Raw genomic sequence first — 13711 nt, 5'->3', positions numbered from 1 at the left:
CGCCATCCGTTTGATGAGCATCATGTTGTTCTCCTTTTGTGCCCCTATGGTCTGCATCGTAGGTCCGCCCAACCACGTCGGCAATGGGACTTACGCGCGGTTACGGCTGTTACGCGGCGTCAAAAATGCAAGAAGCGATCCAGCGAAAACAGTAGGGGCCGCTGCCCTGGTCACATGACCGCGCCAGCTTGGCGGGCCGGTACGGTAAAATGCCCCGATGGACCGGAAGCGGTCACCGTCCCGAGGCCAGCCACGCTCGGGCGGTACCGCTCCCGATACGATTGTTATTGCTGTATTTACTGATTCGGCACGCGGCCCTGCATGAGTACTCCTTCGAACCATTCGAACGACCTTCCGGTCGTCTCCAACTTCATCCGCAACATCATTGACGAGGACGGCCGCACTGGAAAATGGGGTGGCCGTGTCGAAACGCGATTCCCCCCTGAACCCAACGGCTATCTTCATATCGGTCACGCAAAGAGCATCCATGTGAATTTCGGCATTGCCCGGGACTACAACGGTGTTTGTCACTTGCGGTTCGACGACACGAACCCGGAAAAAGAAGACACCGAGTACGTCGATTCGATCATCGACTCGGTACGCTGGCTCGGTTTCGCGTGGCAACGTGCCGACGATCCCGTGGCGCCGGCGCACTTGTACTATGCGAGCGATTATTTTGAGCGTTTGTACGCGCTGGCAGTCAAGCTGATCCAGATGGGCAAGGCGTACGTGGACAGTCAGAATGCCGAGGAGATGCGGGCGGCCCGGGGGTCGTTGACCGAGCCGGGAAAACCGTCGCCCTATCGAGAGCGCGGCGTCGAAGAGAACCTCGATCTCTTTTCGCGGATGCGCGCCGGCGAATTTCCCGATGGTGCCCACGTGCTGCGCGCGAAGATCGACATGGCATCGCCGAACATCAACATGCGCGACCCCGTCATCTACCGGATTCGCCATGCGCATCATCACCGCACCGGCGACGCGTGGTGTGTGTATCCGATGTATGACTACACGCACTGTATCTCGGACGCGATCGAGAACATTACGCACTCGCTATGCACACTGGAATTCGAGGATCACCGTCCGTTGTATGACTGGGTTCTGAACACGCTGGCCGACGCCGGCGAATTCTCCCGCCCATTGCCGCAACAGATCGAATTCGCGCGCTTGAACCTGACCTACGCGATCACGAGCAAGCGCAAATTGTTGCAGCTAGTCAACGAGAAACATGTGGATGGATGGGACGATCCCCGCATGCCGACGTTGGTCGGCCTGCGCCGTCGTGGTTTCACGCCCGGCGCGATCAAGCTGTTCTGCGATCGGATCGGCCTGACGAAAGCGGACTCCTGGATCGACATGGGTACGCTGGAACAGTCTCTGCGCGACGAGCAGGATGCCATCGCCCCACGCGCCATCGCCGTGCTGGATCCACTGAAGCTGATCATCGACAACTATCCGGAAGGTCAGTCCGAGACCTGTCACGCGCCGGTGCACCCGCATCATCCGGAGCGCGGCAGTCGCGCATTCCCGTTGTCGCGTGAATTATGGATCGAGCGCGAAGACTTCAACGAAGCGCCGCCTAAGGGATACTTCCGGCTGTTTCCAGGCAACAAGGTACGGCTGCGCTACGGCTTCGTCGTGGAATGCACCGGCGCGGACAAGGATGCGGACGGCAATGTCATCGCCGTCCATTGCACCTATTTTCCGGATAGCAAGTCGGGCACCGAAGGCGCGAACACGTACAAGGTCAAGGGCAACATCCATTGGGTCAGCGCCGGGCACGCGTACGCGGCGGAAGTGCGGCTCTATGATCGCTTGTTCAAGGACGCCAACCCGGGCGCGGGCGGCGCAGACTTCCTCGAAGCAATTAATCCGCAAGCCAAACGGGTAGTCCAGGCCTTTGTCGAACCGGGCGCACGCAATACCGCACCGGACGACAGGCTGCAGTTCGAACGCCACGGCTATTTCGTCGCCGACCGGGTTGATTCGGCACCAGGACGTCCGGTATTCAATCGGATTGTTTCATTGAAGGACAGCTGGGGCAAGTGAGCCCCATGGCCGTCACCGCGCGGTGGCGGCCAATGTGTTCAGCACATGTGCGGCGGCGGCCAGTCCGAAGCTGGCCGTCACGACCACGCTGGACCCGAATCCGGCGCAGTTCAGACCGGTCGCGCCCCCATTCCGGCCAAATCCGGCTTCAGCGTCCGTTGCCCCTGCGGCATCGGTGTCATCGACCTCACAGACCCGGGACTGCGGATAGCGTAACGGTTCGTCTGAATATACGGCGGGTACGCCAAAGCGCGTCTTCGGGTCACGCGGGAAGCGATGCATCTTGCGCAGCGTTGCCCGCACCTTGGCAAGCAACGGGTCCTGGATCGTGCGCGACAGATCATCCACCCGAATGCGCGTTGGATCGGTCTGTCCACCCGCGCTGCCGACGGTGACGATTTTTTGACCGCGCGCCGCGCACCAGGCGATGAGTGCCGTTTTCGTCCGCGTGCTGTCAATCGCGTCGATGATGTAATCGAAACCTGCCCCAAGCACCGCGTCGAAATTATCGGGTTCGGCAAAATCTTCAATGGTCCGCACGGTACACGCCGGGTCGATCAGCGCGATACGCTCGGCCATTGCATCGACCTTCGCCTTGCCGTAATTGCCATCGAGCGCGTGAATCTGCCGATTCGTATTGCTTTCCGCCACATTGTCCAGGTCGACGAGCGTCAACCGGCCCACCGCGGTGCGGGCCAACGCTTCGGCGGCCCATGACCCGACGCCGCCAATGCCGATCACGGCAACGTGCGCCTGCGCAAAACGCCGAGCCCCCGCGTCGCCATACAGTCGCGCGATACCGCCGAAGCGGCGTGCACGGTCTGGCGCATCAGGCGGGTCGACCTGATCGGCAGGACGGAATGGGTCGGGCGCACCGCTCGGCGGCGCGGCATGGTTTTCCATCACGCGGAAGTCCTCACTCAGATGCACACATTAATCGACCACGGTCGACGCATGCGTCACTACGATTATCGACGAGAGAATCGCGTCATTATTCAGCAATAACTTACTTTTATATTACAGTAACAGGTATTTTTATTACAAAATCCATTCGACACGCCTCGGGACGCGCACGAAAAAAAGCCTGGAGCTATACTTGACGCATTGTAGTACCTAGACAACCAGCTCGTGAACGCTCTCGCCGACATCAGAAAAAATTATGCTTACGGCTCCCTGTCGGAATCCGATGTGGATCATGATCCCATTCGGCAGTTTTCGATCTGGTTCGACCAAGCGCTGGATGCCAAGCTTCCCGAACCCAATGCGATGACGCTCGCGACGGTCAGTTCCGACGGTCGCCCATCCGCACGAATCGTGCTGGTCAAGGGCGTGGACGAGCGGGGTTTCACGTTCTTTACCAACTATCAGAGCCGCAAGGGGCAGGAACTGGCAGGTCAGCCTTTTGCCAGTTTATTGTTCCACTGGGTTGAACTCGAGCGGCAAGTTCGCATCGAGGGGCGCGTCGAACAGGTCAGTGACGCGGAAAGTGATGTCTATTTTCATTCTCGTCCATCCAGCTCACGCATCGGCGCCTGGGCATCGGAACAAAGCAGCGTTATCGCCAGCCGCGACGTCATCGTTGCGCGCGAGAACGCTTTCAAGGCGGAGTACGGCGACAATCCACCGCGCCCGCCCCACTGGGGGGGCTATCGCCTGATCCCTGACACGATCGAATTTTGGCAAGGACGACCGTCGCGGCTTCACGATCGCATTCGCTTCCGTCGCGCCCTGCCAGCGGATACCGCTGCCATGCCGAGCCCTTGGTCGATCGAACGCCTGTCGCCCTGACAGATAGACGGATCACGACCTTGACGGATCAGTAGAAGTCGTAGCGCGCACGCTCGATAAAATGGGCGTTATATTTAATCAATGCCGTCCTTTATTCGATACGCTGGAAAGATTTCGCATAGATAACGCATTAAACCTTACCGATGATATTTGAGCGGCACGGAAAAAGCAAAACAACCGACAGTCTGACACCCGCATAAAACCGTTCGTGAAAGACATCCCGGACCGGATTTGCAGCGCACTTCATATCGACACAGCACGGAGAATATCGACATGTTTTGGGAGAAGAAGCTGGGAGAGTGGATCAACGACGTGAAATCGCGTGCGAATATACCGGCACGGCTCGCCCTCTGGAACGGGCAGACGTTCGACTTTGGTACGTTTGACAATCCACAGGTTACCTTGCGCGTGCATTCGGCGGCGGCCATGCCTTTGCTACTCGACCCGAGCCTGGATAACCTCGGGGAGGCTTACGTCAAGCAGAAGATCGATCTGGAAGGTCGCCTGGCCGACGTCATCAAGATTGGTTACGCATTGGCAACGGTTTCGGTCTCCGCGCCCAGCAAGCTCCAACGGGCCGTGCGTTACTTTACGCACACGAAAGACTCCGACAAGAAGTCGATTCAGTATCACTACGACGTGTCGAACGCGTTTTATCAGCAGTGGCTCGACCCGAACATGGTCTACTCCTGCGCATATTTCGAAACTGGCGACGAAGATCTTGCCACGGCGCAGTTGAAAAAAATCGATCATATCTTGACGAAGATCGGTGTACAGCCGGGGCATACGCTGCTCGATATCGGCTGCGGCTGGGGCGCGCTGGTCATTCGCGCGGCACAGAAGTTTGGCGCGCATTGCATAGGCGTGACGTTGTCGCAGAACCAGTTCGATCTGGCGACGGAACGTGTGAAAGCAGCCGGCTTGTCCGACCGCATCGAGATTCGCTTGCAGGACTATCGTGACGTCGGCGGCCAGTTCGACCGCATCACGAGCGTCGGCATGTTCGAGCACGTCGGCCGCGCGAACCTGACCGAGTATTTCGGCAAGGTCCAATCACTGTTGAAGGACGATGGCGTGGTGATGAATCACGGCATCACGTCGACGGACGCAGACAGTGGCGAGACGTCGCACGGCGGCGGTGAGTTCATCGACAAATATGTGTTCCCGAATGGCGAACTACCGCACATCAGCCTCGCGCTGAGGGCCATGCAGGAAGGGGGACTCGAAGCATTCGACGTCGAAAATCTGCGGCGGCATTACGCCCGCACGCTGGACATCTGGGCTGAAAATTTCGAACGGGCAACCCCGACGTTGCGCCAGATGGTCGACGAAGAGAAGTTCCGGATCTGGCGCGTCTACCTGGCGGGCTGCGCCTATGCATTCGACAACGACGACGTCGCGATCTATCAGATTGTCGGCCGCAAGGCGGGACGAAAGGGGACAACGCTGCCATGGTCTCGCCGTTATATGTACGACAGCGCGCCGCGCTGATTCGCCGTCCCATGCCGATGCAGCGAAGCGTGTGATGACAGCCGCGCCTGATCCTCCGGACGTGGACGCGCAGGCATCGCTATTCGACCTGCCGTCCGTCGACCTGACGCCAGATACGCCCATCGATGCCGGTGGCGCCCGCGCGACGAGCAATGGCGCGGCCCCGCGCACCCGCCCGGCAAAGCCGTTGCCGGCGATCGGCACCGCCACCCCGCCTCACCCTTTTCTGGCGGCCGCGGCGGCGGCATTGCCCGAGCGGGTACACCTTGGCACCTCGTCCTGGTCTTTTCCAGGATGGGAAGGCTTGTTATACGACCGTCCCTACAGTACCGAAGCGCTGGCTCATGGTGGACTTGCCGCCTATGCCGCGCACCCGTTACTTCGCACAGTCGGCATCGACCGATCGTTTTACGCGCCATTGTCCATTGAGGCGTATCAGGACTATGCCTCCCAGGTACCGTCGGATTTCCGTTTTCTCGTCAAGGCGCCGGCCGCGGTCTGCGACGCCGCGATTCGCGGCCCGCGCGGCATGCCCTCCCGCGCCAACCCGGCATTTCTAGACGTAGAACAAGCCATTGAAACGTTTGTACACCCCTGCCTGACCGGGCTCGGTTCCCGCGTCGGCCCGATGGTTTTTCAATTATCCCCATTAACGGATGCGCAGCTTGCCGATCCGGCCGCCTTGATCGATCGGCTCGGACGGTTCTTTGCCGCGCTCCCCGCCCTCGATGACGCGGCACGCCGCAACGGCGCATGTTATGCGCTGGAGCTTCGCGATGCCGGCATGCTGACGCCGCGACTGATCAAGATGTTGCACGCACGACAGGTACGGTATTGCGTCGGCGTGCATGCCCGGATGCCCGACGTCTCGCGACAGTCAGCGGCATTGGCGATGCTCGATGGACAGGATCCGCGCGGCGCGGCGCTACCACTCGTTGTCCGATGGAATCTTCACGCCGGCATGCGCTACGAAGGAGCCAAGACCCGATATGAACCTTTCGATGCGATCATAGATCCGGACGTAACGACGCGGCAAGCGGTTGCCGCCCTGATACTGCGCTACCTGCGCGCGGGACAATCCAGTTTTATCGTCATCAATAACAAGGCCGAGGGCTCTTCCCCTCTGAGTTGCGCCTGGCTGGCCAGCGCGCTTGCGGTGTTATATCGCGATGCAGCAACCCAAAAGGCGGAATGATGGTTTACACCGTCTCGACGACACTGGCCATCACGTCGCATTGACAGACACGGGCGCAACACGCACCATCTTTCAGGTAATTGCCGAAGGAATCCGTGATGCCTGCTTTGATGAACGGTCAACCCGACCTCGCCCCGTCCGCGCCCGGCCTCCCGCCGGGTCCCGTGCCCCTGAACACCAATGTGCAGTGCGTGAGCCAAGCATTCGGTCCCGAGGAAAAAGCCGCCGTCTATCGCGCCATTCATGAACGGCGCGACATGCGGCATTTCTGTGGCGGTCAAGTCCCCGAGGCACAACTGCGACGCTTGCTGTCGGCTGCGCACCACGCGCCTAGCGTCGGTTTCATGCAGCCCTGGCGGTTTGTGCGCATAACGGATACGTTGTTAAGGCAACAGTTGCATGCGATCGTCGAGGCGGAACGGCTTGAAACGGCCAAGGCGCTAGGCGAGCGCAGCGACGATTTCATGGCGCTGAAGGTGCAAGGCATCCTCGATTGCGCGGAAGTACTGGTTGCGGGGCTGATGGACCGGCGCGAAGAACATATATTTGGTCGGCGCACCTTGCCGGAAATGGACGTCGCCTCACTGTCGTGCGCGATTCAGAATTTATGGTTGGCTGCGCGCGCGGAGGGGCTGGGGATGGGCTGGGTGTCCCTCTTCGCGGTAGAGCCGGTCCGCGCCCTGTTACGAATGCCGGGCGGATCGAAGCCCCTGGCGATCCTATGCCTGGGCCCGGTAGCTGCCTTTTATCCGCAACCGATGCTGCAGCAGGAGGGCTGGGCTTCGCGCGCGGACCTGGACCAGTGTCTGGCGGAGAACCATTGGCCTGATTGATCCTAGCGGCGATCTTTCAGCCGATGGGCAAATGCCATACGCATCTTCGCGACCTTCGGGGCGATTACGTAGGCGCAATAGCCTTGGTTTGGATGGTGTGCGAAGTAATCCTGGTGGTATGCCTCCGCGGGAAAATAATTACCATCGAGCGCGGTTACCTCCGTCACGATGGGTTGGCCGAAGACATTCTCCGCGTTTAACGCCGCGATTACCTGCCTGGCTTGCTCCGCTTGCGCATTATTGAGCGTGAAGACCACCGAACGGTATTGCGTCCCCACGTCGTTTCCTTGACGATTCAGTGTTGTTGGGTCGTGCGTCGCGAAGAAGATCTCCAATACGTCTCGATAGCGCAATTTTGCTGGATCGTATCGGACACGCACCACCTCCGCATGGCCGGTGGTACCGGTGCAGATTGCCTCGTAGGTCGGATTCGACACATGTCCCCCGGCATAGCCGGATTCCACCGTCAATACGCCGTCCACCTGCAGAAACACAGCCTCCGTACACCAGAAACATCCCCCTCCGAGCACGGCTTCCTCGGAAGCAACTGCATTATTCGACGCACTGCCCGGGTGATTGCCGATACCCGTCGGTGTGCTGCTGTCGGTCGTCATTTTCCGCTCCTACGCGTTTGTTCAAGCGATGCAAAATGGGGTCATGGCGCCAGATTACCGGCTTTCTCCCTGCAGGGGGGATACAAACAGAAACAAGGCGTCACCGCATTCCGCTGCCAGGGATGCGTGTTTTCCGTTACGATAATAGGCATCCCCGCGCCTGAGGAACCCTGACTCGTGCCTGTCGGGATGCCAGGAAGACTTATTCAACGTGCTTCGAGCCTGCCTCGAACGCCCCTTTTGAAAGGACAGCGATCATGTCGGAGACCAACAAGGAGAAACTGATGACCGATATCAAGACGGTATTGAACGACGCCGAAGAATTGTTGAAGCAAGCTGCCAGCGCGACCGGTGAACAGGCAAGCGATCTACGCGACAAGGCTATCGCCCAATTGAAGCAGGCGAAGGAAAAAGCCGCCGATGTACAGGTTGTCGTCGTGGAAAAAGGCAAGGCTGCGGCACGTAGGACCGACGATTACGTGCATCAGAATCCTTGGCAATCGCTTGGCGTGGCTGCCGCTGTCGGCTTCGTGCTTGGTCTGCTGATCAATCGCAAATAAGATGGCGTCGAACGAGACGCCTGACACCACCCCGTCTCCCGTGGGACGTATCGGTGCCGCACTGCTGGGATTGGCGCAAACACGCCTTGCACTGATTGGTATAGAGCTGGCAGAGGAAAAAGAACGCATTGTTGGCGCATTGGCAATCGCCGCGCTCGCGTGCATGCTCGGTCTGGTTACCTTAATCAGCCTGAATGCCTTGATCGTGATCGTGTTGTGGGATCGCTATCATTGGCAACCTTTGCTGGCGCTCACGCTGTGCTACGGTATCTTGTCGCTAGTGTGCTTAGTGCGTCTACGACGTGCGGCACGGCATGCCTCGCCGCCGTTCGAGGCAACGCGTGCGGAGTTTGACAACGACCGTGCGTTGATCGCACATCACTTGCGGGGTCGCGATGCCGATTGATGCCACCACGCCAACGCCTGCAGCGCGTCGGGCGATGCAGGCGCGCTATGCGGGGCTCAGCCCGCGACAGGCTCGCGCCGTCCAAAAGGAGTTGTTGATCGCTCGCGCGGCACTCGAACGTCTGTCCATCGCGGAAGCCAGTACCGATCTTCGCGGGGATTTGTCCGGGCTCGGCGTGTTCGGGCTCATCGGCCGACTATTTGGCAGGTCCAGAAGTGCGGAAACAGGTCTTGGCACCCTGCTCAGCGCGGTACCTGCCTTTATGCAACCGGCAATCCGTGCGGTCTTGCCTTTGCTATCCCGCCATCCGCTGTTCGCTGGCGTCGTTTCCCTGCTAGTAGGTGCGAGTCAAGGCGGTGCGTTGCAAAAAGCGGGGAAATCGGCAAAGTGGGCGGGATTGGCTGTCGTGGCGTTGAAAACCCTCGGTTGGGCGCGACGTGCGCAATCCTGGCGTACGCAACGTCAAGCACGCAAGGCGGCGCGACGCCGCGAAGTGTGAGGCATTGCGTTCAACGCGTCCAGTTGTCGGTGCAATGTCATGCATGGCGCAGTGATGATGGAACAACTGCTTACAGGATGGCGTCGGCGCGTTGGAGGCAAACAGCCCCCGCGCCGAAATGCGCCGGGTCACCGATGTCCGCGCCAACACGCTTGCTGACGCGGATAGGGCAAATATGTGCCGCCCGTACCTACGTTTCTCTGCACGCCATTGCTCCCGAGCTCATAGGCGCCGCACGCGTCATCCTGCATTGCCCCGCCATAGATCGGCGTTGCGCGAATATATGTCGTGCCGTCCCGATTACGCGTTCTGTTGAAGCGATATAACCCGTGCAGCGGTCCGCTTGATGCCATCGCGTCTGACATGCGCGCCTTGGCCACTTCATTGCCAGCAGGGGTGCCCGATCGCGTGGCGTGTGGCAGGGCGGCATTGCCCCACACGACCCCATCCGCCTGCCACGCCATCACCGATAGATGTTCATGTAAGGCGTTGATGACCAACACGCGGTGCCCGCGCGCCGTGACATCGCGATACATCGGCATACCGAGCAACGTCATTGCGGAAAGCAGCGCCACCGCAATCAGTGCTTCGATCAATGTGAATGCACGCGCGGCAGAGATATCAAGCGTCCGCTCGTCAGGCTTTGGCACCTGTGCCTTACTTACCGATATCGTCGGGATGCGCACGGAATAGGCGTGGCCGGTGTGGCTCAGCGCGTACCTTCGGCACGGCGCCACGGTTCGACGATTTCGCGTACGCGGCGCGCCGTGCGGCTGCACGGCATCGGTTGCCGCGCAATGATCGATTGCACCCATATCCCCTCCTCGGCGCGATGGCGCTCGTCTGGCGTGTCGATATCAGCGATGCCAACCGAGCGTTGCGCCATCGCACGCACCGTCAACACTGCTACCAACCCCGTTGTTTCGCTATCGATCCACGTTTCCGCCAAGCATACGGTTTCAACGATTACGGGCTCTAGCCCACCGGGCAACGCTCGCGCTCTCATCGGTGAGCCGATTGACACGGTACGCCGTACGGTACCCTTCGCGTCGGCGGACAGCGCGCCAGGGGCACGCCAGCGGCGCGGCGCCTGCCTTGATCGCATTGCCTGATGTACAGCCCGCCAATGCAACGACGCCATGCAATTGCGTTCGACCATCTCATCAGGGACATGCATGACATCGACAACATTCCCTGCTTGCGCGCCGCTGAACGCACGTAACGTCAGAAGATCGGCCTCGCACTGCCGCAACGACACATGCGCGCCATGCGAGACAAGCATGTGGCTACGCTCGGCGCGCCAATGCGCCAACTGCAAAACCATGGCGTCCGACGTCATCCCGGTCATCAGAAGCATTCCGGCCGTCGCCAGGATCGTCCATGGCAAGACGGCACCCCGTGCGTATTTCGGTCGGAACGTCATCGGCGCTGCTCGTGCATTGCCAGGCTAGTCCAGGGAGAGTACGTTCTGGGCCACGCGGCGCGAACGACGTGCCGCCGATAACCATCCGCGCCGCCATAATCCGCGCGCAGCTGCAATGCGCCCGTCTCCGTCAAGAAGCCATCGCATCGATCGTTCAAGCCGCGTGGATCACGCCCCTTCCTGTACGACGCGTCCATTTGCGCCCGTGCGTCATGGTGCGGACCATCTGCTCGCGACGCAAATGGCGACGCGAAAGACCGCCGCGTCCGACCACGCATCACGATACACACTTCGTCCATTGAAGCGGTCCGCCACACCACCAACCGTTCGATCCCGTCCACCATCGCGCTGCCCGGTGCCGGCTGTCCGCGTTGTATGACATCCCGGCTACCCGAGCAAAACAAGCTTGGCGTAGCATCCCCCGCAGTGACACTGATCGATAGAGCCGCATGCATCATCTGCGTGTCCTGCCACTGCGATTTCGGTCTCCTATCCTCGGGTATCCGTACACCCTTGCAGTCCGCCGGATAGCCGTTCGCATCGCGCCATGATGCGTCGCCATCGGTTGGGTAATCCATCGCCAGCACCCCTCGGTGGGACCGGAGGTCGCAACGCCAGCCTGGCATCGACGAAATCGATGACGCGTCGGCGGCACGGGCAGAGGTCTGACGCGCACCGTTGCCAGGTTGCGGATTGCCACACCGCAGGCGCCCGGAGGCATGCCGTCCGGGTGCGATCGGATCGTCGGAGCGCTCGATGTAATGACGCAGAAACCGCAATGCAATACCGGCATCGGACTGTAGCCGAGCCGTTTCCGCGATCTCGCTAGCCTGCTTTCGGAATCCGATCAACGCAGCGACTATCGCGACGGAAAACATCATGCCCAGCGCAGCGGCAAGCGCCCACTCCAACAAGACGGCACCACGCGCATCCGAGATGCAACGGCCAAGGCACGTACAATGGTCACGGCCCCGGAAGCGACTCGCACCGGCGATTTTTGTCGGGAACGGCGCCATTGGGAATGAATACATCGTTATCCTTATCAAGTCCAATGGCATGCTTTGGCCTGTCACCGACTCGCCAGCATAATGTCCACGTGGCACCATGTGTTTCCCCTGTCTGGCGAATCCATTGCGCGGCAGGCAACCGTGACGCCAACTGTGCCGCCACACCGTTCGGCACCACGATATCGGCTTCACGCCCGTCTTCCAAGCCGTCCGCATGCGCGCGCCGATAATCCGACATACCAGCACGCCGACCGGCGTCGTGAAACATGTCTCCTTTGACGCTTTCAGCCCCAACGCGCGCTTCCAGTGCCCGAAGCGCCACCCGATGCTGGTCGATCTCGCGCATCAATGTGAGCTGCAACAAATGCGTTCGCATCGTCACCTGTAGCGCCATGCCAAACAGCGACATGGCCATCACCAGCTCCAGCAACGCGTGGCCTCGAATAACATGCCTGGAACCGATACGGACACGTCGCCGTCCTGACACGCCACGCACGTCAACCACAATGCCCCCGCGAGCGGCGCGCCCGGCCGCCACCACTGATCCAAATGCATCGCGGCGTCAACGGCCCCACAATGCGATCGCGGGGACGCGACATCGCCCTTTCGGGCGCGATGGTAAAGCGCCCCCATCGACCAACGGACTGTCCAAGCGGTGGCCGAAAAACAAGACGCTGCGTGCCATTGTTCGCTGTGATGCTTACGCCACTTATCGCCGCGACGCGATGCAGAATCAGTGGGGTGTCAGCGCCTCGCCGGCCATCAAACTTCGCGCTCATCCCTTGATTTCGCACACCCTGCCGATCCGTCACGACGAGCCAGCCGTACCGCCAATCGTGAAGCGGAATGTGCTTGCCCGCGGCATCACGCATCGTGGTATCCGCGCAGGCACCCATCGCATCGGCGCGACACAGCCCCACCGGCTGATTACGCCGCACCGCCTCATGACGCGCGATGGACAACGACGCGAGCAATGCATGCTCGGTGCGTGCCAACGCAACGCCCAGCCACCATCTTCGCCATGGCCCCACTGCAAACGCGACGATGCCAATGGTCAATGCCAGCGTCATCAACCACTCGATGAGCCCAAAGCCGCGCATGCCGCCGCGGCAGGATAGTGGCCCCGATTGCCATTGCCGCATCGCCGCTCCGTTACACCATGCAATGGCCTTACTGTAGTCTTCGGCATCGGGACGGCATAGTCGCCCAGATGGCCAGCACCATCACCGGGGAGGGGTCCGGAAAGCCGAAAGCCCGCCACCGTGAGAAACACCCCAAAGGCTGGACGGGCTTCCGACCTTTGGGGTGCGATTCACACGGTGCGGGCTTTTGAACTTCCGGCAAGCAACGTCGCTCTGTGCGGCCTACTTTTTCATCGGAGGGGATTCCTGCGTGCGATTGAATTCATCGATCACGCGTTGAAAGTCGTCCATATTGTCGAATTGCCGATAGACCGATGCAAAACGGATATAGGCGATCTTATCCAGTCGTGCCAATGCGACCATGACCAATTCGCCGATCGCGTCGCTGCGAATTTCGCGTTCACCGCGCGCCACGAGTTGAAACTCGATCTGCGCCAGCGCGTCGGCCAGCGCGTCCGCGCTGACCGGCCGCTTGCGCAACGCAAGCCGCATGCTTCCTTCAATCTTTTTCCGATCGAATTCCGCGCGACTGCCGTCCCGCTTCACCACGGCCGGCAACGCCAATTCAGACCGTTCGTAAGTGGTAAAGCGCTTGTCGCATGCCGGACAGCGCCGACGGCGGCGGATGGCCGCGCCGTCTTCCGACACCCGGGAGTCGATGACCTGGGTATCGTCGTGCCGACAGTAGGGGCAGCGCATCGGAGGGC

General features: G+C 60.4%; 16 protein-coding genes. 8 read left to right on the top strand and 8 right to left on the bottom strand.

The window, feature by feature from the left end; all coding sequences use genetic code 11:
• Positions 1 to 321: 321 nt before the first annotated feature.
• Entirely contained in the window at positions 322 to 2046 is a 1725-nt protein-coding gene (locus WM40_RS09735; protein WP_024902119.1) for a glutamine--tRNA ligase/YqeY domain fusion protein, read from the top strand.
• 12 nt (positions 2047 to 2058) lie between these two features.
• On the opposite strand, the gene WM40_RS09730 is transcribed toward WM40_RS09735, so the two are convergent.
• On the bottom strand, positions 2059 to 2949 hold the full coding sequence (locus WM40_RS09730; RefSeq protein WP_046152740.1) for a tRNA threonylcarbamoyladenosine dehydratase: 891 nt from the start codon (positions 2947 to 2949) through the stop codon (positions 2059 to 2061).
• 225 nt (positions 2950 to 3174) lie between these two features.
• Here WM40_RS09730 and pdxH point away from each other — a divergent pair, with 225 nt between their 5' ends.
• The 4 genes from pdxH (at position 3175) to bluB (ending at position 7353) form a co-directional block, all read left to right on the top strand.
• The gene (pdxH, locus tag WM40_RS09725; RefSeq protein ID WP_024902117.1) at positions 3175 to 3834 is read left to right on the top strand and encodes a pyridoxamine 5'-phosphate oxidase; all 660 of its coding nucleotides are present in this window, start codon (positions 3175 to 3177) and stop codon (positions 3832 to 3834) included.
• A gap of 273 nt (positions 3835 to 4107) precedes the next feature.
• Entirely contained in the window at positions 4108 to 5325 is a 1218-nt protein-coding gene (locus WM40_RS09720; protein WP_024902116.1) for an SAM-dependent methyltransferase, read from the top strand.
• A gap of 34 nt (positions 5326 to 5359) precedes the next feature.
• Entirely contained in the window at positions 5360 to 6520 is a 1161-nt protein-coding gene (locus WM40_RS09715; protein WP_024902115.1) for a DUF72 domain-containing protein, read from the top strand.
• 98 nt (positions 6521 to 6618) lie between these two features.
• On the top strand, positions 6619 to 7353 hold the full coding sequence (gene bluB / locus WM40_RS09710) for a 5,6-dimethylbenzimidazole synthase (RefSeq protein ID WP_301290868.1): 735 nt from the start codon (positions 6619 to 6621) through the stop codon (positions 7351 to 7353).
• A 2-nt stretch (positions 7354 to 7355) separates the two neighbouring features.
• On the opposite strand, the gene msrA is transcribed toward bluB, so the two are convergent.
• Positions 7356 to 7967, bottom strand: coding sequence for a peptide-methionine (S)-S-oxide reductase MsrA (msrA, locus tag WM40_RS09705; RefSeq protein WP_024902113.1), 612 nt, complete (start codon positions 7965 to 7967; stop codon positions 7356 to 7358).
• Between the two features lie 257 nt (positions 7968 to 8224).
• Here msrA and WM40_RS09700 point away from each other — a divergent pair, with 257 nt between their 5' ends.
• The 3 genes from WM40_RS09700 to WM40_RS09690 are packed head-to-tail and all read left to right on the top strand — an operon-like array spanning position 8225 to position 9432.
• Positions 8225 to 8527, top strand: coding sequence for an ElaB/YgaM/YqjD family protein (locus WM40_RS09700; protein WP_024902112.1), 303 nt, complete (start codon positions 8225 to 8227; stop codon positions 8525 to 8527).
• Position 8528: 1 nt separating this feature from the next.
• Entirely contained in the window at positions 8529 to 8933 is a 405-nt protein-coding gene (locus WM40_RS09695; RefSeq protein ID WP_024902111.1) for a phage holin family protein, read from the top strand.
• On the top strand, positions 8923 to 9432 hold the full coding sequence (locus WM40_RS09690) for a hypothetical protein (protein ID WP_024902110.1): 510 nt from the start codon (positions 8923 to 8925) through the stop codon (positions 9430 to 9432). Before WM40_RS09695 ends, WM40_RS09690 begins: the two co-directional genes overlap by 11 nt.
• 128 nt (positions 9433 to 9560) lie before the next feature.
• Here the strand turns inward: WM40_RS09690 and WM40_RS09685 are convergent, their stop codons facing one another.
• The 6 genes from WM40_RS09685 to nrdR all read right to left on the bottom strand — a co-directional run bounded on the left by WM40_RS09685 (position 9561) and on the right by nrdR (position 13703).
• A complete protein-coding gene (locus WM40_RS09685; protein ID WP_024902109.1) occupies positions 9561 to 10082 on the bottom strand; it encodes a hypothetical protein in 522 nt (173 codons plus the stop codon).
• Between the two features lie 59 nt (positions 10083 to 10141).
• The gene (locus tag WM40_RS09680) at positions 10142 to 10855 is read right to left on the bottom strand and encodes a hypothetical protein (protein WP_046152739.1); all 714 of its coding nucleotides are present in this window, start codon (positions 10853 to 10855) and stop codon (positions 10142 to 10144) included.
• On the bottom strand, positions 10852 to 11886 hold the full coding sequence (locus tag WM40_RS09675) for a hypothetical protein (RefSeq protein WP_157684922.1): 1035 nt from the start codon (positions 11884 to 11886) through the stop codon (positions 10852 to 10854). Before WM40_RS09675 ends, WM40_RS09680 begins: the two co-directional genes overlap by 4 nt.
• A complete protein-coding gene (locus WM40_RS09670) occupies positions 11819 to 12277 on the bottom strand; it encodes a hypothetical protein (RefSeq protein ID WP_157684921.1) in 459 nt (152 codons plus the stop codon). The genes WM40_RS09675 and WM40_RS09670 overlap by 68 nt, the downstream gene beginning before the upstream one ends.
• Before the next feature lie 82 nt (positions 12278 to 12359).
• Positions 12360 to 13004, bottom strand: coding sequence for a GspH/FimT family pseudopilin (locus tag WM40_RS09665; RefSeq protein ID WP_036007720.1), 645 nt, complete (start codon positions 13002 to 13004; stop codon positions 12360 to 12362).
• Positions 13005 to 13226: 222 nt separating this feature from the next.
• Positions 13227 to 13703, bottom strand: a complete 477-nt coding sequence (gene nrdR / locus WM40_RS09660) for a transcriptional regulator NrdR (RefSeq protein ID WP_024902104.1) — start codon at positions 13701 to 13703, stop codon at positions 13227 to 13229.
• Between the last annotated feature and the right edge of the window lie 8 nt (positions 13704 to 13711).

The sequence above is a fragment of the Robbsia andropogonis genome (assembly GCF_000970345.1).
In the GTDB taxonomy this organism is placed as follows: Bacteria; Pseudomonadota; Gammaproteobacteria; order Burkholderiales; family Burkholderiaceae; genus Robbsia; species Robbsia andropogonis.
This window is presented reverse-complemented; position numbering and strand designations above follow the sequence as displayed.